The following is a 25,461-nucleotide window of genomic DNA, read 5'->3' on the forward strand; positions in this document are numbered from 1 at the left end:
AAGTCAGTCTAATTGGAAGAAATCACCTCCTGCGGTATATTTTCTGTCCGAGTGAAATGACGTATCGTTGTTTTGTTTTTATTGTCGATCCAAATATTTCGGTGATATCAATGTCTTTATTCTCGTGAACCAGGTATATTCTTCTTTTTTCATCATCGAACGGGCTGAAGATCTTTAAAATTACGGGCTTTTTACCTCCAAGGTTGGAAACTATGTAGATCCAGTATCTATCCCGATTGTCATTTGCGAATCTGTGCTCAGCCGCGGTCAACTCAGCGGACAGCCACAAGGGTTTGTGTCCCTTGACTTCTATGTACTTCTCACCTTCTGGTTCAGAGACTTTTATATCGTAGTGTTCCTTCAAAGAAACATCCTCTACCTTCCAGTCAGAGCTTTCCCCATACTTTTCAATTAGACGCTTCTTTTCTATGTTCATAACAATTTCCATGGCTTTTCTTTCACTTTCAAGAATATCTTCGAGTGGAACGAAACCTCTTTCCATCCATCTTTCATAGTCGTTCGATGGAAGATCAAAGCTGTCTGGAGGAAGGCCGAGGATTTCAAGAATGGAAGGATGAAATAGTTTAAAAATGGAAAATTCCCTGTCGGATACACCCTCAACTCTCAAAATCTCAGATGACTTCGTGTCCAGATTTATGAACAGTGAGCCTGTTTTCATAAAAGATTCATTCAGTTCAGTGTCATAATCTGTGTGTTTATTCATGATGCTTTGTAAATCTTTGGCACTCCGATCTATCAATTTCGCGGTTTGAATATCCATCTTCTCTTTTGGATTTGCCCATTCAATAACGAACCATTCTTTTGAAAACACATCTGCCAGCTTTTCCAAAAGAGAAGTACCACGGTAGAGCTGAGGTGAAACGTTTCCACCGATTTCAATTAGTACAGGATACTCGTATATCTTTCTTCCTCGATCGATGACTTCCACCTGGAAAAGTCTGTATTCTTTTGACTCATTTTTAACGGCTATTTTTAAACACTTCTCGTTCAGAAGTGGTTCATGTATTCTATCTGTCAGAATTTTAAAAAGGTATGAACCTATACTATTGATAAAACTATTTTCAAAAACTGATATGTACTTTTTAAGTTTCTCGAAAACGATCTCCGATTCCATATCGTCAGGTAAAAGAACACTGTTCAGTTCTTCTTGAATTTCATTACAGGTGTTCAAAGGAACGACTTCTTCGATCTTCGTTCTGAGAGATTTCAAAGTGCTGATTATACGTTTTGTCTGTTCATCTAAATTCCTCCTTTTGATGGCAGAGAGCATCAGTTCGAACTCGGACACAGGAGAATCCGAAGTTTCCTCGTCCTGAACGTTCTCCAGCCGATACTCGAAATTTCCACTGAGCGTTCTCGTTCCAAAAACTGGCTTACCAACGTTCGGCCCAGTTCCAACAGCATCAGTTATGTTCAGGATCTTCTGATAAAGGCTTTCCAGTATCTGAAGATCTGCCTCGTGGTTGAGAAGAAGGGTGTAAGCGATCGTTTCTTTTGTCTGATTCAGTCTCCAGATTCTTCCCACCCTCTGTTCGAGCTTTATCGGACTCCAAGGGATTTCGTAATTGATCAGGATGTTTGCCACCTGCAGGTTCAATCCCTCGGATGCCACATCGGTTGAGATCAGTAGTTTTCCATCGTTTGCAAATTTCTCCACCTGTTTTTCTATTTCTTCGCTTTTCATTCCGCCATGAAGTACAGATATATCCTTTTCCTCAGAAAGGTGAATACCTTCTTGTTCGAGGAGTGTTGGAAGATTGTTCCTAAGGTATTCCAGTGTGTCCTTGAATTCTGTAAATACGATCACCTTTTCGTTTTTCTTCAGGTGATATGCGAGAACTTCGGCAAGAGTTTTCAACTTGCTGTCGTTTTTTCCGATGGCCTTTCCAATCTTCAGGATCTTTTCTAACGCGTTAATCTGTCCTTTATCAAGAGGGTATCTTTTGGCCACGCTGTTTATTATGCTACTGATCAGATCGTCTATTTCTGAATTTTCTTCCAGTTCCATCTCATCGTACCCGAGGCCGAATATCTGCTTGATCTGATCTTCCAGCACGTCTTCACCTGAAGCCCCGGAATACTGATTTTTGATGATGTTGTTTATAGTTTTCAAAGCGGATTCGTAACTCGAAGCCGCTCTTTTTCTCAAAAGTACAGCAAGAAGAGCAACAGGAGAGTTCATATGAACATCCTTGACCATTTCAAAGAGCACTTCATCCAGTTCCTCAAAGAAACGTTTTTCTTCTTCGGTAATATCAACTATCACAGCGTTGAAATCGCACTTTTTGAAGATCTCTCTCTTCTCCAGATCGTTGACAACCTTTTTTGTTCGACGAAAAACCAGAACCCCGTGAGTTCTTCTGTAGAACTTCTCGCTGTCCAGAGCGTTCCAATCGGCTGTCAGTGTTGGATCAAGGAGTCTGAGCCTTTCTATATAGTCTTTCGGATTACCTCTGTGCGGTGTTGCGGAGAGAAATACGATGTTGAGGTCCTCTTTTGATTTTTCGATCAGACTCTTCAAAAAGTTGTATCTCTGTGTGTTGTAAGTTACATTATGAACCTCGTCAACGATTAGAAGATCCCAATCTATCGCCGAGAACTTTTCTGAATGGTTTTGACTCTTTGCCAGATCGATTGACACCACAAAATACTCGGCAGCATTATTAAAAGTAGCCTTTCTGAGAAGTTTTCTTTCCACTTCGCTTCCATTCGTTATGACAACCGGTTTTCCTCCCAATCTTCTTATCTCCTGTTTCCACTGCTCTCTGAGGATCTTGGGAACGAGGATCAGAATCTTTTTTGCTTCACCTTGAAGCTCTAAATATCTCGCTATTGCAAGAGCCTGGATGGTTTTTCCGAGGCCTATCTCATCGGCTATTAGAATTCTCACAGGCCTTGAAAGCATGGCATGACAGAGCGTCTGAAACTGATGCTTGAAAGCTTCTATTCTCCTTCTGTTCGAGGGAGAAGTCAGCGAGGAATAAAAGAGAGCGGGATTGCTCAGTGTAACTTTTCTGAGTATGACCTCAGGTAACCTTTCCAAGCCTTTCTACCTCCAGGATACGCCTTGCAAGATAATTCAGCACTCTCCGATTCTTGGCTTTCCAGAAAGTGTATTTTATCTTCGAGCCCCAGAACCGTAGAGTTAAAGGTTCCATTGAAAGAACGAGATCCTCGAGATACCCCCACTCCACAGGATTCTTCAAAACAGACATCAAAACACCGTAGATCATCAATCTCAAGTACGCGTAGTCATCCGAGACCTTCAGTACAAGCTTTCTGGATCGATCATTTTCCATCTGAAAAAGGCTGATCTGTTCATCGTGTATCGCTCCTACTTTTTTCGCAAAGTTCAAAAACTCTGGCAAAAACACCTTCGCACGTGCCTCTGCTTTCCCGGGTATCTGCTCTTCTTTACCGTTTTTTCCAGCGATAAAAACCGGAACGAACTCCGCCAGCTTCTGAGTTCTCTTCACAGGAAGAGTGGACTTTTTGACGTACTTCAAAGATATGCGGTATTCGATCGCACTGTTCATTTCTGATCTCCTTTCTTTAGAATGAATGATACTTTTCCATTCAGAGGTTTCAGTTTCTCAAAGATAAGGTCATTGATCATCTGTGGTTCCGACAAACGGAAGTTCACATCGAGCAAAGCCTTTGTTCCCAGAAAATCTTCGAGCTCACCGGCAATGTATTCAAAAGTTTTTCTGTCGGTTTCACTGAACTGAACTTTCCACTCAGGCTTTTCCGTTTCGAGACGACCACTCACCACTCCTTCGAAGTCCTCTGGTAGAGATTTCAGTGTATCGAGATCTCTGATGGATTTCACGGAAACAAGAAACATTCCTTTGTGAGTTTCGTCCAAGGTATTTGTCTCAAGAACACTCGATTCAACTTTCGGTACAAGAACGATCTCCTTGGGAATCATTTTCTCTTCACTTTTTGCCTCTATCTTCACAACTTTCTTCTCAGACGGTATGGTCATATTCCATAGAATTTCAAGAGATTCACCCTCTCTGAGAAAAACGTTCTGATAGGAAAGTTCCCCGTATTCGGATGAGAGTTCGATCTCGGCATCACCAAAAGCGGTTATCCTAACGGGGATCTCTACTTTCTCGCCCGGTTTTCCTTCAACGCTTCGTCGGGCTACCTCAAGGTCGAATTCTCCTTTTTTAATCTCCACTTCTTCCTTTTTTTCCAGGATTAAACCGTACATAACGGCTTCTTCGTCCCCTATCTGACATTCCTCGTTCTCCACAGTAACCAGGTTCTTCAAAAGCTCTGAAAATTCCGAACTCGGAAGATAAATTTCGTACCACACGCGATATCTTTTTCCATCCCTAATCTCATCCTTTTCCTGTTTCAAAAGCTCGCAGACTTGTCTTCTGAGAGCTTCATTAGCTGGCAGAATTATGTCATCGGGCTCAACTTTGGAGATCTCCACGCCGCTTTCTTGTGCAAAGTCGGGAATCTCCGAATAGACCTTTTTGAATAGTATCTTTCCTTTTCTTTCAAGGCCGATCTTGAGCTTTCGAACAGCCTCCTTTATCGACTTCTTGAGATTCTCAAAGTCCACCATGGGTGCAGAGGGATTCGAACAGATGATTTTTCTCAGTTCTGACACGTAGTATCCTTCTGGTTTCAGAATATTGAGGCCGATGTTTTCTTTCAACCAGTTAGCGAATTCGATGAAATCGAATTCCTCTACGATCTTTCCTCTGCCTTTCAGAGCAGAATACACGTTTTCGACAACAGATTTCGAGCTGGCAGGAGCGTCAGCGGTGTCTATACCATCTTTAACCGGGTAAGCTACTTTTCTGAAAGAGCCCACAATTTGATTCTCAAGGTCTTCAAGGGCCCTGTTTCTTATATCTCTGAGCTGGTTCAGCTGTATTTTCACCACGTCTTCTCCATACTTTCCATACATCTCTTTTACCGTGTCCATCACCCTCTGGCATGCCATATCTCTTGCCGTCGTCATTATCAGATGTTTCATCGTTCCCGGAATGGGATAACAGACAACCACAGTGTTCTTGTAAGTTCTGCTTCCAGAACCGATCTGGAACATAATGCCTTTCAGTAATTTCTCATCGACATCCTCACTCACCAGTACGAAGAGCTTGTACATTTCATTGTCCATAAGTTCCTGTGGTTCTTTGCTAACGATCACCTGTTCGAAGAACCTCACGTGTTCTTCTACAGTGGATCCCTTACCTCTTGCTGCGATACTCCTTTTTTCCCTCACTAACTGGTCCACATATCGGACAAGCTGGTTCCAGATCTCACCATAGCTGCTTTCGATGAGCTCCTCAGTTTTGCTGTCAACCATCTTTGTCACGTTGGCAACTCTCCAGAACCAGAAAACACCGTCTTTTCTGTTCAGAAAGACGAAGTGTGGATGGGATTCTATCTCTTCGACGGTGTCTTTTATATCAGCGGGAATCCACTGTTTTTTGGAGAAAGTTTCTGGGTCGTAGATCGCTCTCGATATGGTGGTCAGCGTTGGGAAATCATTTAGAGGAGTCGGTGCATCGAATGGATATGTTCTCAAAAAGATGTAAGTGAGAATCATCCTTGCAAGCTCTGGATGTCTGAAAGCTCTGTACTTCTCATCGTTGACCAGTTCAGCATCTATAATCGAAGCGTAATCAGCGAACTTCGACTTTTCTCCAAAGAGCATTCCCCTTATTCTGTCATTTGTAAGATCGATGTGAATAGGAAGTATGATAGCAGGTGCAAATCCCTCTTTCTCGTAGCGATCGATCAGGTTTCTCACAACGATTCTGGTTATTCTGATCATGTCCCTCGTTCTCTGAAGATCCGTCTTTTCTATGATCGTTCTCAGAATCTGTATGTATTCGGGATGGAACGGATAGGTTCTGGGTATTTCATGAGTGAATCCTCCGTGACCGAAGATTTCCACATCGTTATTTTCAGATCTTATTCTTTCCAGTGTTCTTCTTCGGATATCGGGATCCACACGCTTGAATATCCTCTTTTTCAAGACCTCGACGAGTTCGTCGTTTATGCCAACGGTTCTCACAGGTGTGTAAGAATCAGCCCCACCAACTCTTCTGACAGCATCCCACAGAGCCCTTACAACACTGTGGTTGTATTCTTCCTGAGTCCTCAGATTGCCTCCTTCCTCTGTCATGGGAAGTGTGATCACCATAGAACTCGTAGAGCTTGAAAGAGCCGTGGAGAGCCTGTCGATGAAGTTGTCCACGTTTTTTGCGTAACGGCGGTCCTCTTCCGCTCCAGAGTTGTAAAGGTTGTCAACGTAATCCGCAATTTCGTCGATCAAAAGCAGTACTTTTTCGCCTCTGAATAAATCCCTCAGAGTTTCAATGTCCGGCACCGTGAGATTTTTATCGTTTTTCTCGACGATGGAGTACTTTCCAAGGGAATGTGCTATGTACCCCCAGATCGTCTTCACACTGTAGGGGCCCACGTCCAGAGGAATACTTGGCTGACCTACCCTTCCCTTACCATACACGGGAACGACCTTTACGCTTTCTCCAAGGAGCTTTATCCTCTCTGCCAGTTCTCTTATGGTTTCTCTTTTTTCGGGAATGTATCCCTCGAGGACCTCTGGGTCTTCCAGAGCTTCAGGTGTTTTGAAGGCGTGATACAGGGTGAGGAGCAGATGCGTCTTTCCACCACCGAAGAGAGAGTAGATCAGAAATATGTTTCTTCTCTCTTTTCCCTCGAATGTATCAAGGATTCTTTTCAATATCTCCACCGTTGCATCGGTGAAATACGTCCTTTTGAAAAACTCCTTCGGATCTCTGTATATCTCCGGCGCTTCACCGGTGTACACATCCCCTAATTCCGGCGCAACTTGAGAATCAAAACTCTCATCCAGAACGTCCTCCCAAACTTCGTAAGGACCGAATTTCATCACACAGCACCCCCTACATAACCCAGGAGTCTTCTCATCAAAACGACTTCGAGGAATCCGTCCTTTTCCAGCTCCCTGTCTATCTCTGAAGCGAACTCTTCTTTCATCCTCCTGACAGGATCTATTTTCCTGATGTAGATCTCCGCGTAGTACTCAGACACGAGCCTCGCGATAAAAAGGGCCTCTTCTACCTCACCAGCCCACATTTTTCTGAGTTTTTCTATCTCCTCTTTCACTCTGGAGCGTCCAAGCAGTGAGTAGTACTCGAGAAGCTGAAGCACATCCACACTGTTTTTTGGTTTTGGCTCTACCGGATCGAGTTTCTTTTCATGAAGGAACTTCTGGAACTCCTTCGTGTCCAAAGCTTTCTTGCCGAGAAGATCCGGTGTGTAGAGCGTGTATTCTTTACTGCTTGAAGATCTCTTCTCTTTGAGAACTCCACTGCTGATCAACTCACTCGGATCTGTTGATGTTGCGAGCCTGAGGAGGACGATATCGTTCGCGCTCAAAGATGCGTTTCCAAATAGTATCTTGTAAGCGGTGTAGAACATGGCAGTGCCAGAATGGAGTGTTCCAGTTCCTTCGATCTCCGCAATCGCGTTCACAATTCCTCTTATAGTAGCGGGATATACGTATTCGTTCAAAATTTCTTCTGTCGTAAGAGGACCTTTCAGGGAGGAAATTTCTCTGTACTTTGTGACTTCCTCGAGGGCAGCCGCCATCACACCGTACAGCAGATCGAGTCCTTCATAACCATACTCTATGAATTCACGAGCCGAAGACTTTGCTTTTCTCTCGATCTCTTCCTTCAGAGTCGATATTTGAACGGTTTTTTCCTCTTTCTGTTTTCTCCAGACAGCAACGATCGAGGTGTCGAGACTCATTTTACCCCTGCTCACGATGCTCGTTTCCGATTCGGTTGTCAGAGGGATTGCCCTCGTTATTTGAAGTCTTGCTCGCCTCCAGCCGGCTTCAATGAGGTTTATCCAGCTTCCCGGATCTGTGTGAGCGTAGTAGGTGACAAGAACCCCATCGTCCTTGAGGTGCTCCCTCATGGCCACGAAGGCCTGACTGAAGAGGTTTTCGAAGTGTTGGACGGCTTTCTCCTTTTTGTTTTCGTCTTCCATGAAACGACCCGGATTCGTCGAAACTTCTTTCTTCGCAAATTCCTGCCACTGGGTCTTGATTTCCACCCATTTGGGGCCGATTCTTTTGAAAAACGCTTCCTTGTGGAACCTTGGAATGAGTTTTCCGTTCTCAACGTCGCTCAGAGCCCTTTTGAGCCAGACGTAGTAGAAGTCAGAAAGTTCTGTGTATGGGACATCATCTGCATAGGGTGGATCAGTTACGATGACGTCGAACTTCTCTCCAAGGTTGAGCGAGGTCGCGTCGCCCTGGAGAACTTTAACGGAGTTTTCTGTGAAATCCGCAAGGGTTCTCTGGGAGGAGGAGAGAGCGGAGGTGAGGTATTTAACACCCCTTAATATTGCAAGGAGTGTTTTGATCATCCCACCAAAACTACTAAACCAAGGACTTTCTGTCCAGTTCCAATTCATTGCGATTCCACGGGTGGACATTGTTTCCCCAATTTTCCACCAAGTAGAATCCCACCGGGTAACGATTGAATTGTAGTACGCATACTTCAACATCGCCGTGCTCAAATACGTTGCCACTGCCTCCGCATACTCAAATGCCCTTTCTTTATTCCAGCCCTCGGCAATCTTTTCCTCCTCGACCTTTCTGCCAACTTCCCTTATCAGCCTCACGATCTTTATGAGGGTGAGAAGCTGACGGGGGTTGAAGAACTGATACCATTTTTCTGCACTGAGTATTGGAGTAATACGGCGGTTCTCGTAAAGAGGTATTGCTTCACTCGGCACGTCCAGATCTCCCTTCTCAAGCATCTCCCTGACCTTCTCCTTCGCTTTCCAGAGTTTTTCGCTGTCTTCCTTTGTCGCTGGTTCAAAGATCAGATCTCCATCCTTGACTTTCACCTTCACGAGCAGTCTCTGCCTTGCGAAGCGCTCATCACCTTCGTGGTACTTTCTCAGCGCGAACTTCACATAAAAATCCCCGTTTTTCAGCTTCATGTGGTGATTTCCATTTTCATCCGCGTACTTTATGACATTTCCACACATAAGACAGGTGAGCTGGCTCCGTCTTAATTCGATATTCGCCGAAGGAACTTCGAAGATAACCGTGTTTCCATCTATCTTCACATCACTCTGTTTCAGCTTTCCATCTCTTACAGCTTCTTCTACTGTTTTCACGTAGTTTTCTCCTTCGAAGATGATCTCATTGCCGTCAACATTCGCTTTAGAAATATCGTCCAGGATTTCGTTGAGGTCAATCACCCTTATTTCAATCTCATCGCCCTTCCTCTCAGGCTTCATGTAGGCGAGCCTCTTGTAGCCCTTGCCGTCCTTAACTCTTGCCAGCCAGAAATTTCCTATCGCAGGAGTCCACCGCCCACAGTGAGGGCACCTGATTTCCCACGTTCCGATGTAAACGGCCACGTCATCGTCGTAAAGCTCCCTGATTTCAGGGTCATTCTTGAGTTGCTCGGTTATCCACTCACCCCACCTTTCAACGTCTTTCACGAGGGATTTCCCGAACTTCTTTGGATATTCGAGAACGGCCTTGAGAAAAATGTAGGTTGTTGGTAGAAGTTCAACAGCCGTGACATCAAGGCCGAGTCTCAGCCCTTCGAGGGGAATCGAACCGAACCCAGCGAAGGGATCGAGCAACTTTTTCCCTTCAAAGTACTTCGCAAATTCCGCGGGAATTTGAGGGTTCTCTCTGTGGGGTGTGGGCGAAGAAAGTCTTACAGCCGCTTTGAATAGATTTTCATCCACGTTTTCGGGAAGCAGTGCCCCCGCTATTACAGACCTTGCACCTACGAGAGGTTTCCTCGTCCAGTAAAACACCATCTCCCAGTACGGAGGCCTTCCAGGTCCTTTCTCGCCGGAACTTTTTTTATTTACTTCCTGGACCGGGAATTTGAGACTTTCAAGGAATGTTTTCATTGTACATCCCCCTTTGGATTTGCTGTATCCAACTTAAATTGTACACAAAATCACTTCAAAAACCTGAACCTGTAAAATCCAAGAAAGTACGGATTTATCTCAAGGGGTGCCCAGGAGGGGTCGTAGTTCACAAGTTCGGAGTATCTGACGAACCTGAGCTCTCCCGGATTTTCTCCGATCGGACCCGTGTGGTAAACGAACCATCCTTCATGATCAGCGAGGTTCAGATTTCCGACGAATATCATGAGATGGTACGGCATCTCAACGTCTTCCGGATGAAAGAAAACCGCTATGTCACCCGGAAGCGCTTCCGAGACACTCTTTGTGACGAACTCCATACTGCACTCCACAAGAATCCTCGCAACCGCAAAGTTCGAAAAGTCCTCAACTCCCCTGTAAGCTCCCTTCTCTATCCTGAACATCTTCGTTCCAACAAGAGGAAGATTCGGGTAGTTGTACTTCTCCACGTCTTCCCAAACGGGTCCGTTGTAACCTGAGAGAGAAAACCAGCTTCCTGTGTGTTTCTTCAGTGCCTCTCTTGCGCAGTACCTGACGAAACCAGAGCAATCCCTTTCTTCTTTCGGCCAGAGGAGAGGATCGTTCTTGAACGCCGACAGGGCTATCCAGACGAACCAGTTTCTGAACCTCTCACTGTCTTCACTGTCGAGTTCCAGAGAGTCCGGATATCCCATCACCGTCGCTGTCTTCTTCGCTGGCTCTGGCTTCGATCTTTAGCTCCTTCTTCACCCTGAAAATGCCACCGCTTTCAAAGTGCAGAGTCACAGTCTCGCCGGGTCTCACCTGCTTGATCAGAACACCGTTTTCTTCGAGCACGAAGTTTTTGGAACACTCCACCTTCGCTCCTCTGACTTCAAGAGGAACGAAAATGTCCTGGACGTTCTTCAGAACGAAAGTCCCACCAGAAAACTCCACCCTGAACCTCAAAACCTCAACGACGTTCCACAGAAGAACGCCTGTAACGATCAACAAGATCAGGTATCTCTTCATAACGCACCTTCTCCATAAATCTCAGAAGACAGTCCCTGTGGTAGCCAAAGACCTCTTCCGGTTTCACACCGAGCACTGCAAGGACCACACCCTCTTCCATCCACCGCGGCAGATCAAAATACATCTCCAGAACATGGTGTAGAAGCTCATGGAGGATCGTCGCTTCGAGGGAGTTTTTCCTTCGAAGTACATCGAGCGGCTGGGTGTATATGACACCTTCGTGGTAAACCCCGCCTGTGTGGTACGGCATACCCGTAATTTCGTGGAACTCTTCAAGACTTTCGCACTCGAAGACTACCACATCCAGACTCGGCTCGACCCTCAAGAATTCACATACCTTCGTGAAGCGATCCAGAAAGTCTTTTCCCAGCTCAAGGTTGATCATCTCTTCCATCGATAAAATCCGCCCCGATGAAAAGCACATCTGGATCTGTATGAGCATAGAGACCACGAGAATACATCGGATAAACCCGTGCCGGAAGAAGATGAAACACCCCCTCTGCAGTCGCCCTCCAGACGTAGTCAAAGCTATTACCGTAAAGATATCGGGCAAAGAGCGCCACCCTGTCCGTTCGAATCTCCCTTCCAGAGTACCATGCGTTCCATGAAGAGTACCAGCTGTACGAGAACTTGTTTTCCTCGATCCCTTTTTCTCTGTAGTTCGAGAGCACCTGCGCACAGGACGGGATGAAATCCTCCACTATGAGATAATTTCCATCTCCTTTAACCCTCACCACCGTTTTGATTATGTCTCCCAATTCTATCTTCACGTCTCCAACATCGAAGACCACCTCGAAAACTCTGTTCCGAAGAGTTTTTGAAGATCCACTGAAGCGTATGTTCTCCGCAACCAGCTTCTTCCCATCCCAGAAGAATACCCTTCTGGCAACAAACGGAAGATCCACGAACTCTCCGTTCCTGTACCAGTACGTTTTGTTTTCTCCCCTCAGCAAGATTTCGTCCATCGTGCAGGACAGTCCCGTAACGTCTTCGGGAACGGGTATCTTTTCATCACCGACCAGCACGAATCCCTTCATGAGAAAGACGGGACCACTTCTCATGAAACCTGCGTCCGTTACATCCAGATACCTGGTGATGGTGTTCTTTTCCGTATCGTAGATGAGCGCTTCGTTTCTGAAAAAAACAAGAATCAAGCCGTTGAACGTTTCGATCCTGAAGAACGTGTAAGTCTCTCCCTTTATTTTCACTTCTGCACCGTTTATCTCGAGGGGAACTCCTCTGTATTCGATTGTCTTCTTCCAGTACTTGTACGGCAGGATGTAGAGCTCTTCAGTTTGCTCTTTCTCGACAGGGTGTATCGAGCGCGGTACGTATCCTCTCCCGATCGGCACGAAGGCATCCACAATCATTTTATTCTCCTCTATGAGCAGTTCGTACCTTTTGTAGAATTCTCTTTTTATCTCCAAACCTTCGCTCACAGCCTCTTTCGGAACTTCGATGTAAACTACCTCCACTTCCACAATGCCTTTTCCAGAGACGGTCAGTGAACCGGGAACGAGGGACCTTTCTTCACCTGGCTTCAGTTCGAAGGTGTTTTCGGAGTTGATGACTTTCAGTGTGGTTGAAGCGTACTCCGGCATCGCCTCAAGGAGCGCCAAAATAACAAAGGACGTGTCTTTTGTGGAAGTCCAGAAAGCGCTGTCTTTTTTCAAGAGAAGGTAATTTGTCACTTTTCTTTCCAGTTCTGGAAATTCTTTCCACTTCGCAAGAGCCCTGAGGAAGACGCTGTTGAGCTGGATCTCACTGATGAGGGGATTATTAGAATATACATTCAGATAGGCCTTCTGCTCGTCCTGGACGACGTAGTTCATCAGCTGTTTCAGAGCCTCTTTTGAACTCAAACTCAGAAACACCAGATCCGCTTCGCTTTCTGGCTTGAACGGCTCGTGATTCACTCCGTACAGATCGAGAACATACGATCCGTAGGCCGATGGATGTTTTCTGAGATACTCTATTCCTCTCTGCAGAACGCTTTCTGCGACATCGTATCCTGCCTTCATGGTAAAGTACAGCCCTTCCATCACGTAGCAGGTCATGAAGTCATCGGATTCGCCGAATCTGAACCATCCCCAGCCACCATCGTTGTGCTGGTAAGAGTAGAGTTTGAACAGCCCCCTCTGGATGATCTCTTCCAGGTTTTCCACCTCTATTCCTGCGCTTGCTGCAACCACAGCCGGGAAGAACCGGCTCATGGTCTGTTCGACACAACCGTACGGGAAGTCTATCAACCTTTTCAGGCTATCCTCGACAAGCGGAACGATGCTGTCCAGAAACCTTATCCTCGATGAGATGAACTGCCCTGGAATTTCCAGCGTTTCTTTCCCGTCCAAGAGCATGATGCGGTAGAATTCCCTTTCGAAGGCGAATCTTTCAACGGGCAGTCTCATGGAGACCGCATCGTTCAGATCTTCTCCGACCGCAACGAACTTCACGAAACTTCCTTCAGAAGCGGAGACAGCCTTCACTGTCCAGGTCTCTGTGTGTGAGGAGTTCGCCTCCATCAAAAAGTGCCTTGAAGAACTCCCCTCGAGGAGTTCTATGTTCTCGGGAAGTTCCACCGTGAGTTGAACCGGAAGCGTCTTTGAAGTCCTGTTGAAAACGGTTGCGGATATTTTTATCACATCACTCTCCCTCAGAAAAGATGGAAGATGTGGCATCAGATAGAACTTTTTGGAAACGACCATTTCGCTTTCTGTCTGGGAAAATCGATCCTTTGAGAAACCGTAGGCCGTTGCCCTGAAAGAAGTGATGCTGTCTGGTACCTTGAAGCTCACCCTTGCCGTTCCGTTGTGAAGCTTCAGTGATGGGATCCAGAGGGCCGTGTCGGGGAAGTACTCCCTGACGTTCAACTTGGATGGAAGGGCGTTCTGCTTGAAATCGGCAAAGGTCTTCTCCTCCGGGAGGGAAGCGAGTTTGTTTCGGAACGAATCCCTTGAAACGTAGAGCCTCCAGTAATGCGGAAATCCTCCTCTTGTCCGGGGATAGTTCATGTATGGATAGAGGAAGTTTTCGAGCACCGGTGGTTCTGCTCCAACCATGGCGTATATCGCTTCATCAACGAGGAAAAGACAGACTCTGTCCACATTCGATTCGATCGTGATCTGTGCCATTTCTCCAGGTTCATACTGATCTTTGTCGAACAGAATCTTCATGGTGGTGAAATTCGTGTCGAGCAGAACGTTCAGCCTTTCCAGCTTGTAGATACGCCCATTATCGTCGAGTCCAACGAAGCTGATGAATAGATTCTTCTCGGGGATATCTTTCGGTATTCTGACACGCAGGTTGACAGATCCGGTGAAGGAGACGGGAATAGTGTCGTAAACCCTGTTTGAGACGATTCCCAGAACTCCCATCACCTTACCAGGTGCAAGGATCTGAACCGAAAGTTCATCCCCGGGTTTCACTGTGTTCGTTGCCGGATTGATTACGAACTCGCTGCTTGTTCCTGCACCGCAGTAAGCGTACACGTAGAAGTGAGTTTTCGCTTTTCCAAAGGAGAGTTCTATTCTGTAACTTTTTGGCTCTTTTGGGGTGAAAGTGACGATCGCCTCACCGTTTTCCACGGCCACCGTGCTCGTTGAATCCTCAGAAGAGGTGGTGAGCAGTCCATTTAAAGGATTTCCTGAAAGATCCGTCACTTTCACCTTCACCCTCACCTGCTTGCCCGGTGAAGTGGAAACGTACCGATCCAGAGGAGATATCAGAACGTTGTCGGCGTACACCTTCACAGACCTTGTTTCCTCGATCTGACGCTGGCTCTCATCCGTCACAATCACCTCCAGCCGGTAAGAGCCCTGAAACCCTTCTTCTGTTTTCACACCGAGCCTGAGGTTTCCCTCTTCGTCCGTGAAGTCCGTTCCCCTGTAAACTAGATAGCCGCTTCCTTCCTCTGGAAAGGCCCGAACGTAGTAGGCAACCTGCGCCTTCGCGACGGGCTGGCCGTTGAAGTACTTCACCCTGACAAGGTAGTTCACAACTTCGCCAGATATGTACACGTCTTTATCCGTTTCGATTTCGACTTTGTACTCCGGTTTCCTGTATTCTTCCACCAGAAAATATTCGTAGTAGCGTCTTCCTCCGTGATCGACATTCACCTTGTAGAGTCCGACCGAGGCTGTGTCTGGAAGTTTCATGGAACCGCTGAATCCACCGAGCTCGTCGGTTTCGAACTCCGATCTGTAAACCTCGTTTTTCTTTGTGTCGAAGATGGAAACGGTGACTTTCGTCTTCTCAAAGGCTTTGTAGAGACCCTCTTCAAAAGAGAAGATCTGACCTCTGAAGTGGACCGTGTCGGACGGTTTGTAGATCGGCCTGTCTGTGACAAAGAAAAGCTTTTCTCTTTCAAGCCCTCCACCTGAAAAGTACACCCCTCCAAAAAATCGAGAGTCCCCGTACCTGATGTAGAACGTGTCGAAGTGTTTCGTGATAGAAACGACCCCGTCTTTGCCGGTGAAAACTCTGTCGATCAGTTTTGAATCTTCAAAGAGGAGGACCTCCGCTCCTTCTACAAAATCACCGTCTGAGTCGAATACGTGGAGCCTCAGCTTTTCGCTGTCGGAAAAGTAGATCGCTTCCAGATCGGTGACGATGAACAGGCTCCTGTCAATCACCCTTCTGAAAACCGTCCCCTCGTTGGAAACCAGAGTCGCAAAGTAAAATCCCCTGTCTTTGAGCGGAAATGAGAATTCTTTCCACTCTTCTGAGGAGAACTTTTTACTGTAGATAGGACGTGTTATCTCTAACAGTGAAAAGTTAAAGCTTTCTGGATCAAAAACTGCTTTCAAAAAGTCTTCTTCACTTATCTTCCACACGTTCAGGGTGATATTCTCCAGATCTGAGATCACAAAGGAGAGCCCCTCATCTGGGTGCAGAACAGGATATCTAGAGAAATAGGCGTATCCTCCAAAAAGACTGAAGCTGATCAGAAGAAAAACCAAGAAAATCAATCTCTTCATACCCATCCCCCTCTTTCACGTTTTTAAAATGTTAATACTATGATACCACTTAACGAAAGAAAATCAGAAGATCAATCTTTAAACGTGATCATTTGGTTAATTTACCATATCGTAATATTATTCAACGTCTATGTAACATTAGAATATTATTATTTTCACGAGGATTGAGATTTTTTTCACAAAAACTCAAGGGGAGGTGTGCAGTATGGCGAAGTACCAGGTCACCAAGACTTTGGATGTGAGAGGAGAGGTTTGTCCAGTGCCTGATGTTGAAACCAAAAGGGCTCTGCAGAACATGAAGCCAGGAGAAATCCTTGAAGTGTGGATCGACTATCCAATGTCGAAAGAAAGAATCCCGGAAACTGTCAAAAAACTTGGCCACGAAGTCCTGGAAATCGAAGAAGTGGGTCCGAGCGAATGGAAGATCTACATCAAAGTGAAATAAGGAGGTGCAGAAGTCATGGTCTGGACCGGTCTACTAATCGGAGTTCTGTTCGGTGTAATCCTTCAGCGTGGCAGGATCTGCTTTAACTCCGCTTTCAGAGACGTTCTGATCTTCAAGGACAATTACTTGATGAGGCTCGCTGCGCTGACACTCGGTCTCGAATCCATCACGCTCTTGATCTTCGCTCAGGCCGGCATCATAACTCTCAACCCCAAACCCCTCAACTGGATTGGAAACATCATTGGTGGATTCATCTTCGGAATGGGAATGGTGCTCGCTGGTGGATGTGCTTCGGGAGTGACTTACAGAACCGGCGAAGGAATGACAACAGCGTGGTTCGCAGCTCTGGCCTACGCTCTGACGGCCCACGCTACAAAGAAGGGATTGTTCTCGGGATGGATCAAGTGGCTGAGCAACTACACGGTGACAGTTTCGAACACAAATCCCGTTTACGCACCAAAGACAGGGCCAACTATCGCAACGGTGCTCGGTATCAGTCCATGGATCGCCTCAATTATCTTCCTTGCGCTCATGCTCTGGTACGCCTTCGGAGTGAAAAACAAGTCCCAGAGGCCTTCCAAATTGAACTGGATCGCTGCTTCTGTTCTCATAGCGATACTCGCACCCATAGCCTGGTGGGCAAGTGCGAGTACAGGAAGAAACTATGGTCTTGGTATCACAGGGGGCTGGATAAATCTGGTTTCTGTTTACGCAAACAACGCCTCTCTGAACTGGGAAGGTGCTGAGATTCTCGGAATAATAATAGGAGCTGCCATATCTGCCATTGCAGGAAAAGAGTTCAAACTGAGAATGCCAAAGAACCCCAAAACCTACGCTCAGGTTCTTCTGGGAGGATTTCTCATGGGATTCGGTGCGGTAACAGCTGGAGGATGTAATATAGGTCATTTCCTCACCGGTGTTCCGACACTGGCCATCTCATCGATAGTAGCATCTATCTTTTTCATTCTCGGAAACTGGACAATGGCCTGGTTCCTGTTTGGAAGACAGAAATGAAACTTCAAGAGGAGGAAAAACTATGAAGATAGGAATACAGGTGATGGTTCCACCCTATACATATGAAGATCTGGATACCGCTATAAAGATCGCTGAAGCCGCAATGGAAAAAGGTCATGAAGTAACACTCTTTCTCTTCGCGGATTCCGTCATTTGTACTAACAAGAACATAAAGCCAATCAAAATCGACAGAAACATTCCACAGAAACTTGTAGAACTGATGCAAAAAGGAAACTTCGAGGTTCACATATGTGGAATATGTATGGACTACAGAGGGATAACCACAGACATGATAATAGAGGGTTCGAAACCGAGCGGTCTTCCAGAACTCGCAAACCTGATTGCCACCTGCGACAGATTCATAAATCTGATGGCTTGAGGTGAGATCATGAAGAAACTTCTGTTTGTAGCCTATCAATCACCGGTTGGAAGTGTCTGGGTCAACGAAGCATTCAGAACTGCCTTTGGAATGTACGGAGAGGATCTGGAACCAAATGTTCTCCTAATTGAAGAGGCTTCTGTTGCGTTATCCAAAAATACGAAGCCGGAGATGCTGGGACTACTTCCTCTCTCGATCTGTCACAAATACATCAAAAGATACGGTACCAAAGTTTACGCAGTCAAACAGCATCTCGAGAAGTACAGGGTAAAAGAACTGGACGAAAATTTCGGGGCAGAAGTGATCGACGAAGCGAATCTCCCAGAATTCTTACACAGTTTCGACTACGTTATATTCATGTGAGGTGATAGGAGATGGCACTCGTACTCGTTAAGTACGGAACGGATCACCCAGTGGAAAAACTCAAAATAAGATCTGCAAAGGCAGAAGATAAGATAGTTCTCATACAAAACGGTGTCTTCTGGGCTCTGGAAGAACTCGAAACACCAGCAAAGGTCTACGCAATCAAGGACGATTTTCTTGCGAGAGGATATTCCGAAGAGGATTCAAAAGTTCCACTGATCACTTACAGTGAATTCATAGATCTTCTGGAGGGTGAAGAGAAATTCATCGGCTGATGAGATTTAGATGTGATAAAATAAGAATACGCTAAGTCAACAGCAGGCCGCGGCTCGTCCGCGGCTTTTGCAGAAGGTGGTAACCCATGGGACAGCGCGGAAGCGTTTTGACACTCTTTAAAACCTTATCGAATCAGACACGACTCGACATCCTGATGCTTTTGAGAGACAGTTGTCTCACCGCTTCAGAAGTGGCGGAGAAGCTGAAGATCAATCCCTCAACCGCTTACAGGTATTTGAACCAGATGGTTAAAGCGGGGATCCTCAAAGTCGTAAAGACACCCGAGGGTGACAGGTACGATTTTTCTTCTGTTCAGGTGTTCAGGATGCTCGAAGCAGCGGTGGAATTGCTCCACGAGAACGAAAAAGAAAAGAAAATTTCCAGTATCATCTCAGTAGAAGAGTCGCCTGGGTCGAAGAAATTTCTCGATATGCGGGGACAAATATGTCCCGTTCCAGAGATCACGACCAGAAAAGAACTGGAAAAACTCCAGCCTGGAGAAACCCTGATCGTGATGTGCGACTATCCACTCTCGGGAGAGAGGATCACAAGTTTCTCTCTGAGGGAAGGCTATGAAGTGGCCACTGAACAGATCGGACCCGTAACCAAGATCTACATAAAGAAACCGCAATCTCTTTAAAAATTGAAAAGGATGGGAAAGAGAAGAGTGAAAATCACAAAAGTGACCAGAACGTGAAGGTAGAGCGTGTTGAGAACGAGTTGCATGTCTTTTTGATTCCTCTCACTTATGAACAGCGGCATTATAAACGGTGGCGGAAGAACCATAAGGGTGATCAGAGTTCGCTCAAATCCTCTGTCAAGATGCAACACCCTCACAAACAGAATCTCACCGATCGCGACGGCAAGAGTAAGTGTAATCATCGTTCTGACGCTTGTGAGGCTGTAAAATCAAACACGTTTTCTCATCACCAAGTGTGTGGGTCTGGCATAGCGAGGTGCCAAAACGAACTTAAGCAAGGACTACCGAACAACAAGGGTGTTGTGAGAAGAAAATGCTATGAGTTTTTGCGCGGTGGGCAAGGAGACAAGCGTATCAAAGCCATAGACTCGGACTGGAAGATCATCTCAGCCCTTCAACGATTTTTTTGAAGCGTACTCGACCAGAGTATTGAATGACGTTCATTTCTTTCTGGAGATGGTATTGCGGTTTTAACCATCTCAAGAATCGGCCATTTCGCTGCCAGGTTTTTGGTTTGAGTGTTTAAGTTATGTTGATTATTACTGCTGATCTGATTTTTGATTAGTGCCACTTTTAATGCCTTGACCACAGTTTATCATCTTTTTCTCGAGATTCTCAACGTCATGAAAAATACTCTTGATCCGGTCAGAAAGTTAGATTATAATTTCAAGCAGAAGAAAGCTGATTTGTATCGAGTCGCTCTTCACGCAAAACTTTGCTGGACCGTTCACGTGAAAATTCTCGGCGATTCTTTGAAAGGGGGTTGTGTCGAGTGGTTACGGGATTCCAGTTTATCCTTGTAGCGATTGCTTTCCTGGCACTCGGGGTCTCAGTGGGTTTATTCGTAAGTACAATGAGAATGAGAAGAAAACGTACTGTAGATCCTAAAAAATCGGCAGCGGAAGAATCGTCGATGGGTATGAGCAATACTACGGAAAAAACACTCAGTTCGTCAAAGGAGCCAGAGAAGGTTGAGAAAGTGATCATAGAAGATGAGTTCAATTCACCAGTACTACAGATTGAACCATACACTGGTGATTATGTTGGGAGATGGGAGAAAGTAGAATTACCGCAAAAGGTCCTCTCGAAACTGTCTGCAGCGTTCTCGAGCATGCCATTGCTGCTTTTCAGCGTTCCTCTATCCTCACCTCGAGTCTACCTGGTGAGATTCAGTCAGCCTTTTGATCATCTCATGCGCTCGAATGGGGTTTATAAAGCTGTAGCACTTAGACCAGATGGTACGATCACAGGGCTTCCCAACGTTTTGTCTCCCGGGTTTTACAGATTCTTAGGTTCGGCAGCAACGGTCTGGGCTATACTGGCGGTGATAACGAGACAGAAATATTTGCACGATATCGAGCAAAGGTTGAAGAAAATCGAAGAGGGTGTTGCTGACATAAAGGAATTTCTTGAAAAAGAGCGGGATACCGGAATTCAGGGTAATCTGCTTTACTTGAAACAGGTATACGAGGCTTTGAAGAACGGAGATCTTTCAGAGTACGATATCAATAGTTTCAATAGCCAACTTGAATCCATAGAAAGGCAATGTCAGCAGGCCGTCTTACATTATCAAATCGATATGGAAAACTGCTTCAAGAAATTGGAAGAATTCGAGATTGGCGCTTGGATTGGAAAGGGACTAAAGAAGCAAGGAGAAGAATTCAGGAAGGTCTTGAACAGTTTTTTCCACTATTCTAAGTATCTTTTGTTGGTCTTTCAAGAAAGGTTAGTCACGATTTATCTTAAGACATTCTTACCAGTTGGTAAATCGATCTTGAGGGTTAGAATCAATGACCTGAAGGAATCACTGAGATTTTTGGAAAGAACAAGAAAGATCGAAGAATTCATAGAGCAAAGTTTAGACAGAATTGAAGAGTTTTGGGCATTGTTCACAAGCGAAAAAACGGAAAACCAGATTAAAAGGTCATTAAGACAGGACGTCAGAAGGAATTTGCGCGAACTTGAAGAAATGAGAGAAAGGCTGTACGAATCCTTAGCTAATTTTGAGGAACGGTTGAACCAGCTTGAGGCGGAAAAACAGGTAAACTTGGTTGTTTTCATGGACCAAGACCACAAGCAGATAAAAGAAGTGCGTATGATTCCCGCCGGCGGTTCAGCATAGGTAGGATAGTTGAACAACGATCGCTGCTGTGTGGGCTTCAAAAGATGAGCCCAGGGTTGTCTGTCTCAACTTCTAATCCTGTCCAGGTCGGCGCGCATGAATAGCAGTAGGTAATAAACCGGCTCGTCACGGCCTTCAACGTAGATCCAGCGGGACATCTTCAAAAATTCTTCGGCGTCGATCAGGTTCTGCACGTGTTCCGCTTCCTGCCGGGTGCAGGGTTCTATGACCTGCTCGATCCTGGAAATCTTTGCATCCTTCAAACTGTTGAAGAACAGTTTGGCGAGGGATTTTGTCAAATCTTCGTTTTCGAACGATTTTGAAACCTCAGGATGGAAGTAGGACTTTTCCACCACGATGGGGCCTTCGTCGACGTACCTGAGCCGCCACCCCAGTACGGTTGAAGGACCAGACCAAAACTGCCAGGCTGTGTCTGCAACAGGTTGTTGCAACTGTATCGAGTATTGCCGAACAGACGAATTTACTTGCCCTCAATGCCGCCATAGAAGCTGCAAGGAGTGGAGAAGCCGGAAGAGGTTTTGCAGTGGTTGCTGATGAAATCAGAAAGCTTGCCGAAGAGAGTCGAAGCTCCTCTTCAAAGATAGCAGAATATCTATCGACCATAAACACGGGTATTCGACGATACAGAATTTCTTCTCCCAGTTGAAGGTTGTTCTCGATAGTGTGAACGAAACCATAAATCTACTTTCGATGATTAAGGAAAACTTCGAGGACATGGTGCTGTGAATCTGCGGAAAAACCCACAATACGGGGAGCCTCTGGCTCCTCTTTTTCTTAATCACAACAGGACTTTTTCTCTCTCTTCATTCCATACATCTCTTCGTCCGCTTTTTGAAGGAATTTCAAATAGTTGTCACCTGGATTGAGTTCAGCCACACCGTAGCTGATATCGACATCCACTCCCAGTTCATTCGAGTTTCTGATTTTCTCCCTTATCCTCGAAGCGACCCGTTCTGCTTGTTGTTTGCTGGTGTTGTAAAGGACAACTAAAAATTCATCCCCACCGTAGCGCACTGCAAAATCCGAAGAGCGAATCGAATCGCTAATACATCTTGCAACGAATTTGAGCACCTTATCTCCGGTTAAATGTCCGTATGTGTCGTTGATCTGTTTGAAATCGTCAACATCGATCATTATGAAAGACAGCGGAACGTTCTGGAACTGCGCTTTTCGAACTTGATCCTGAATCCACTCGTTGAAAAACGCCCTGTTGAAGAGCCCTGTTAAACTATCGCGATGAGCGATTTCCTTGAGTTTTTCTTTTTCTTCGTGAAGTTCAAACAATAGAGCTCGAACAGGATTCGCCAAAGCGTTCACTATCATTCCCCTCAAAATCACCATGTACGAGAGAAATCTGAAAACATGTCCCAGGAAATTGAAAAAACCATAGACATCTGAATACAGTGTGAAAGAGAGCTCTCCAAAGATCGTGAGAATTACTGCAGCTACGAGAGGTTTTCGGAATGTAGAGATCGAGATATCTTTACTTCTGAGCGTTCGAACAAGCACCGCAAGTAGAACAAAAATTATGATGTACTCCATTGATATTTTGAACTCTGTTAAACCGAAACCTTCGATGAAACAGTCTGGGAAAACTCCAGTCCAGATGGATGTGATCAGAAATGTGGTCAGAGGGCCGAACAGAAAAAACAATGTTCTCTCGCTGAGCTTAGGAAAATACAGGATCAGAACAAAACCGAGTGTTTCAAGCAATCTTCCTGCGATCCAAAACTGGGTGGGCTGGTTTGACGTCCAGTTTGGAAAAACTCCCATACCCTTATACGCAAGCGTATGAAGGAAGTCGACAATTGCAACGAATATATAAACGATTCCAAACTTTATGAAGATTCTGTTTTGATTGAATCCACGTGTGGCATACGCTATTAAACCAATCGACAGACCGGTAAATATCGCAAAGAACTCTATTACTGTATGATAAAGCAGGTAGTTTATCCTTGAGAGAAAAAACAGCGCAGCGAGAACTGGTATGTAAATGAAAATGAATCTTTTGGTGATCGCTTTCAAAGCCAATCCCCTCCACACAAAAGTGAATCACAGGAAATTATATCATGGTGAGAGGACCGCATGTACCTGCTTTTTTCACTCCAGAATTAAACGGTAGATGTTTCTCAAATCGCGGTGTCGTAAAATTGACATTTTACGACACCAAAGTCTTCCTCCCAAAAATATAAATCTGAATTTACTAAATTCACATTTAGCAAATCATCATTTATAATTTTTATTGTAAGGAATCTCAAGGGGGAATGGGCATGCTGATTGACAGGGAAAGGGAATGTGAGTTTTTAAGAAGAAAGATTTCAAGCAACAAATCAGAACTTTTGATCATCAGTTGTTGAAAAACTGAGCCACGGTATCACCGAGATAGACATCGACTCGATCAACAACCAGAAACTCCACCAGATGCCGTATGGAAAGTTTCTCAGCAAACTGAAGTACAAAGCCGATCAAGTAGGAATCAGAGTTATTGAAGTGCTCGAAACGCACACCTCACAGACATGTTCTATATGCGGTGCTGTGGACAGATGAAGCCGAGGTTTGTACGTTTGCAAACACTGTGGTTCGGCGATGAACAAGGATGTAGAGATAGATATCGTAGGAATAAAAGGAAACACCCTATACGTTGGCGAATGTAAGTGGTCAAACAAGAAAATAGATGTTCGTGTTCTGGATCGATTGAGAAGCAAAGTTCCATACCTTCTAAAGGATCTTCAAGTAGATAATCTCTCCGTTGTTTACTATCTCTTTTCCAGAAGTGGTTTCGATGGACTAAAAGAGACCGAAGAAGTGAAACTGGTCGAACTCAAAGATCTGTTTCGGTGAGGTCTTCCCATTCACTCTTCAGCAAGCCCATCACGATAACGTCGTGATACCTTCCTTCTCTGAAAAGTTCTTGTCTTAAGATACCCTCCACTTTGAAGCCTATTTTCTCGTAAACTCTCTTTGCCCGCTCGTTGAAACTGAACACGTGGAGCTTGATCTTGTTCATATTCATCTCGTTGAAAATGAACCGCACCAGTACCCTCATAGCGTCCGTTCCATATCCCTGGCTCCAGTAAGGCCTCCCCAGAAATATGCCGACCTCTGCCACAGAGTTTTTCCAGTCGATTTTGTTAATGCTGCATCCCCCTATGTACTCTCCATCACTCAACTTCTCGATGGCGAACGAGTAGGAATCTGTGCTGAAGGGATTCAAACTTTGGTACCATTTTTCTTCGTCTTCTTTTCTCCACGGAAAAGGAATACCCGGAACGAGGCACTTCTTCACTTCAGGATCGTTGGCGAATTCCAGGGCTTTCTCTATGTCTTCTTTTCTGTAGGCCCTGAGCCTCACCAGCTTTCCTTCAAACATAGAATCCCTCCGTTCGTTTTTTGATTTATAGTGTAACATAAATTATTGGGAAGGTGATCTTCGGTGGACGAATACCTGGAGTACCTCAAAGTGGTTAAAAAAAGAAGCGAAAGGACGCTGTATCAATACAGATCTATTCTAAGAGAATTCACCAGGTTCGAGCCCATCACTCCAGAAACCTGGAAGGAGTATCTCAACACAATATCGAAGAACGCTCCCGCTACCCAGAGGAACAAGCTCGTCGTTGTGAAGAACTACCTGAACTGGAGAGCGGATAGAGGACTGCTGAACGCGGAAGAGCGCTTCTGGAACGAAGCAGAGCCTCCCCGTCATACGGTGTTACCAAAAGCCATTGAACTCGATGAAGTCCGTCGTATTATCGAAGCGTGTGACAACCCTCTGTACAGAGCGATATTCAAAGTGCTCGCCAATACCGGGATGCGAGTATCGGAGATTGTGAATCTGTCAGTTCACGATATTTCGGTGAACGAAACTGCCAGGATAAGAATAAAGGGAAAGGGAAACAAGGAAAGAATCATCAACGTCTCAAAGGAACTGGTAGAAGAACTCATGAATTCCGGCTTTTTCGAGAAGAAACCTTCCGTTCGATCGATACAGAGAGCCGTCAAAAGATACGCAAGGAAAGCGGGTATAAAGAAAAAAGTGACTCCCCACATATTCAGACATTCTTTCGCTGTGGCGCTGATTGAACGAGGTGTTCCCCTGAACAAGATTCAGGCCCTTCTGGGTCACGCAAACATCTCCACCACTTCTATATACCTAAAGATAGCAAGTGAAGGAATTGAGATTCCAAAAATTATTTAATGAAATAAATGACA

General features: G+C 45.3%; 20 protein-coding genes and 2 pseudogenes. 11 read left to right on the plus strand and 11 right to left on the minus strand.

Annotation, left to right across the window (positions count from 1 at the left end):
* Positions 1-22: 22 nt before the first annotated feature.
* The 7 genes and pseudogenes from CTN_RS07920 to CTN_RS07950 form a co-directional block, all read right to left on the minus strand.
* On the minus strand, positions 23-3,064 hold the full coding sequence (locus CTN_RS07920) for a helicase-related protein (RefSeq protein WP_012311353.1): 3,042 nt from the start codon (positions 3,062-3,064) through the stop codon (positions 23-25).
* A complete protein-coding gene (locus tag CTN_RS07925; protein WP_004080570.1) occupies positions 3,048-3,557 on the minus strand; it encodes a hypothetical protein in 510 nt (169 codons plus the stop codon). The genes CTN_RS07920 and CTN_RS07925 overlap by 17 nt, the downstream gene beginning before the upstream one ends.
* Complete coding sequence (locus CTN_RS07930) at positions 3,554-6,922, minus strand: ATP-binding protein (RefSeq protein WP_012311354.1); 3,369 nt, start codon at positions 6,920-6,922, stop codon at positions 3,554-3,556. The genes CTN_RS07925 and CTN_RS07930 overlap by 4 nt, the downstream gene beginning before the upstream one ends.
* Positions 6,922-9,948: a DUF1156 domain-containing protein gene (locus CTN_RS07935; RefSeq protein WP_012311355.1), complete on the minus strand. Its 3,027-nt coding sequence runs from the start codon at positions 9,946-9,948 to the stop codon at positions 6,922-6,924. The genes CTN_RS07930 and CTN_RS07935 overlap by 1 nt, the downstream gene beginning before the upstream one ends.
* A 50-nt stretch (positions 9,949-9,998) precedes the next feature.
* Positions 9,999-10,956 (minus strand): annotated as a pseudogene (locus tag CTN_RS07940) (DUF1175 domain-containing protein).
* A complete protein-coding gene (locus CTN_RS07945; protein ID WP_004080578.1) occupies positions 10,898-11,350 on the minus strand; it encodes a hypothetical protein in 453 nt (150 codons plus the stop codon). The pseudogene CTN_RS07940 and the gene CTN_RS07945 overlap by 59 nt, the downstream one beginning before the upstream one ends.
* Complete coding sequence (locus CTN_RS07950) at positions 11,328-15,938, minus strand: alpha-2-macroglobulin family protein (protein ID WP_015920040.1); 4,611 nt, start codon at positions 15,936-15,938, stop codon at positions 11,328-11,330. The genes CTN_RS07945 and CTN_RS07950 overlap by 23 nt, the downstream gene beginning before the upstream one ends.
* A gap of 199 nt (positions 15,939-16,137) precedes the next feature.
* Here CTN_RS07950 and CTN_RS07955 point away from each other — a divergent pair, with 199 nt between their 5' ends.
* The 6 genes from CTN_RS07955 (at position 16,138) to CTN_RS07980 (ending at position 19,049) form a co-directional block, all read left to right on the plus strand.
* Positions 16,138-16,377 carry a sulfurtransferase TusA family protein gene (locus tag CTN_RS07955; RefSeq protein ID WP_004080581.1) on the plus strand — a complete coding sequence of 80 codons (240 nt, stop codon included), beginning with the start codon at positions 16,138-16,140 and terminating at the stop codon, positions 16,375-16,377.
* A gap of 15 nt (positions 16,378-16,392) precedes the next feature.
* Positions 16,393-17,391, plus strand: a complete 999-nt coding sequence (gene tsuA / locus CTN_RS07960; protein ID WP_004080582.1) for a thiosulfate transporter TsuA — start codon at positions 16,393-16,395, stop codon at positions 17,389-17,391.
* A 22-nt stretch (positions 17,392-17,413) separates the two neighbouring features.
* The gene (locus CTN_RS07965; RefSeq protein WP_004080583.1) at positions 17,414-17,770 is read left to right on the plus strand and encodes a DsrE/DsrF/TusD sulfur relay family protein; all 357 of its coding nucleotides are present in this window, start codon (positions 17,414-17,416) and stop codon (positions 17,768-17,770) included.
* A gap of 9 nt (positions 17,771-17,779) precedes the next feature.
* The gene (locus CTN_RS07970; RefSeq protein ID WP_004080584.1) at positions 17,780-18,133 is read left to right on the plus strand and encodes a hypothetical protein; all 354 of its coding nucleotides are present in this window, start codon (positions 17,780-17,782) and stop codon (positions 18,131-18,133) included.
* A gap of 11 nt (positions 18,134-18,144) precedes the next feature.
* A complete protein-coding gene (gene tusB / locus CTN_RS07975) occupies positions 18,145-18,408 on the plus strand; it encodes a sulfurtransferase complex subunit TusB (protein ID WP_004080586.1) in 264 nt (87 codons plus the stop codon).
* An 86-nt stretch (positions 18,409-18,494) separates the two neighbouring features.
* Entirely contained in the window at positions 18,495-19,049 is a 555-nt protein-coding gene (locus CTN_RS07980) for a sulfurtransferase TusA family protein (RefSeq protein ID WP_004080587.1), read from the plus strand.
* On the opposite strand, the gene CTN_RS07985 is transcribed toward CTN_RS07980, so the two are convergent.
* Positions 19,046-19,291: a hypothetical protein gene (locus tag CTN_RS07985; protein ID WP_015920043.1), complete on the minus strand. Its 246-nt coding sequence runs from the start codon at positions 19,289-19,291 to the stop codon at positions 19,046-19,048. The genes CTN_RS07980 and CTN_RS07985 overlap by 4 nt on opposite strands.
* A gap of 590 nt (positions 19,292-19,881) precedes the next feature.
* Here CTN_RS07985 and CTN_RS07990 point away from each other — a divergent pair.
* Positions 19,882-21,231, plus strand: coding sequence for a hypothetical protein (locus CTN_RS07990; RefSeq protein WP_004080589.1), 1,350 nt, complete (start codon positions 19,882-19,884; stop codon positions 21,229-21,231).
* 65 nt (positions 21,232-21,296) lie between these two features.
* On the opposite strand, the gene CTN_RS07995 is transcribed toward CTN_RS07990, so the two are convergent.
* Positions 21,297-21,683 (minus strand): UTRA domain-containing protein, encoded by a 387-nt coding sequence (locus tag CTN_RS07995; protein ID WP_227738389.1) that lies wholly within the window; start codon positions 21,681-21,683, stop codon positions 21,297-21,299.
* On the opposite strand from CTN_RS07995, the pseudogene CTN_RS10285 reads away from it, so the two are divergent.
* Positions 21,677-21,856: pseudogene (locus CTN_RS10285) on the plus strand (methyl-accepting chemotaxis protein); the annotation flags it as partial. The gene CTN_RS07995 and the pseudogene CTN_RS10285 sit on opposite strands and share 7 nt — an antisense overlap.
* Positions 21,857-22,026: 170 nt before the next feature.
* Here CTN_RS10285 and CTN_RS08005 read toward each other — a convergent pair.
* Positions 22,027-23,277: a sensor domain-containing diguanylate cyclase gene (locus tag CTN_RS08005; protein ID WP_004080592.1), complete on the minus strand. Its 1,251-nt coding sequence runs from the start codon at positions 23,275-23,277 to the stop codon at positions 22,027-22,029.
* Positions 23,278-23,649: 372 nt separating this feature from the next.
* Between CTN_RS08005 and CTN_RS10290 the strand changes: the two genes are divergently transcribed.
* Entirely contained in the window at positions 23,650-23,799 is a 150-nt protein-coding gene (locus CTN_RS10290) for a zinc ribbon domain-containing protein (protein ID WP_369792337.1), read from the plus strand.
* A gap of 9 nt (positions 23,800-23,808) precedes the next feature.
* On the plus strand, positions 23,809-24,093 hold the full coding sequence (locus CTN_RS08010; RefSeq protein WP_010865227.1) for a DUF234 domain-containing protein: 285 nt from the start codon (positions 23,809-23,811) through the stop codon (positions 24,091-24,093).
* Here CTN_RS08010 and CTN_RS08015 read toward each other — a convergent pair.
* Positions 24,074-24,622, minus strand: a complete 549-nt coding sequence (locus CTN_RS08015) for a GNAT family N-acetyltransferase (protein WP_004080594.1) — start codon at positions 24,620-24,622, stop codon at positions 24,074-24,076. The genes CTN_RS08010 and CTN_RS08015 overlap by 20 nt on opposite strands.
* A 63-nt stretch (positions 24,623-24,685) precedes the next feature.
* Here CTN_RS08015 and CTN_RS08020 point away from each other — a divergent pair, with 63 nt between their 5' ends.
* Positions 24,686-25,447: a tyrosine-type recombinase/integrase gene (locus CTN_RS08020; RefSeq protein WP_004080595.1), complete on the plus strand. Its 762-nt coding sequence runs from the start codon at positions 24,686-24,688 to the stop codon at positions 25,445-25,447.
* Positions 25,448-25,461 lie beyond the last annotated feature (14 nt).

The sequence above is a fragment of the Thermotoga neapolitana DSM 4359 genome, from assembly GCF_000018945.1.
GTDB lineage: Bacteria > Thermotogota > Thermotogae > Thermotogales > Thermotogaceae > Thermotoga > Thermotoga neapolitana.

Coding starts and splice junctions, on each gene's coding strand:
- CTN_RS07935 (WP_012311355.1), bottom strand. CDS start 9,948: ATGAAAACATTCCTTGAAAGTCTCAAATTCCCGGTCCAGGAAGTAAAT.
- tsuA (WP_004080582.1), top strand. CDS start 16,393: ATGGTCTGGACCGGTCTACTAATCGGAGTTCTGTTCGGTGTAATCCTT.
- CTN_RS07955 (WP_004080581.1), top strand. CDS start 16,138: ATGGCGAAGTACCAGGTCACCAAGACTTTGGATGTGAGAGGAGAGGTT.
- CTN_RS07985 (WP_015920043.1), bottom strand. CDS start 19,291: ATGATTACACTTACTCTTGCCGTCGCGATCGGTGAGATTCTGTTTGTG.
- CTN_RS07980 (WP_004080587.1), top strand. CDS start 18,495: ATGGGACAGCGCGGAAGCGTTTTGACACTCTTTAAAACCTTATCGAAT.
- CTN_RS07965 (WP_004080583.1), top strand. CDS start 17,414: ATGAAGATAGGAATACAGGTGATGGTTCCACCCTATACATATGAAGAT.
- CTN_RS08015 (WP_004080594.1), bottom strand. CDS start 24,622: ATGTTTGAAGGAAAGCTGGTGAGGCTCAGGGCCTACAGAAAAGAAGAC.
- CTN_RS07970 (WP_004080584.1), top strand. CDS start 17,780: ATGAAGAAACTTCTGTTTGTAGCCTATCAATCACCGGTTGGAAGTGTC.
- CTN_RS07945 (WP_004080578.1), bottom strand. CDS start 11,350: ATGGAAGAGATGATCAACCTTGAGCTGGGAAAAGACTTTCTGGATCGC.
- CTN_RS07930 (WP_012311354.1), bottom strand. CDS start 6,922: ATGAAATTCGGTCCTTACGAAGTTTGGGAGGACGTTCTGGATGAGAGT.
- CTN_RS07950 (WP_015920040.1), bottom strand. CDS start 15,938: ATGGGTATGAAGAGATTGATTTTCTTGGTTTTTCTTCTGATCAGCTTC.
- CTN_RS07925 (WP_004080570.1), bottom strand. CDS start 3,557: ATGAACAGTGCGATCGAATACCGCATATCTTTGAAGTACGTCAAAAAG.
- tusB (WP_004080586.1), top strand. CDS start 18,145: ATGGCACTCGTACTCGTTAAGTACGGAACGGATCACCCAGTGGAAAAA.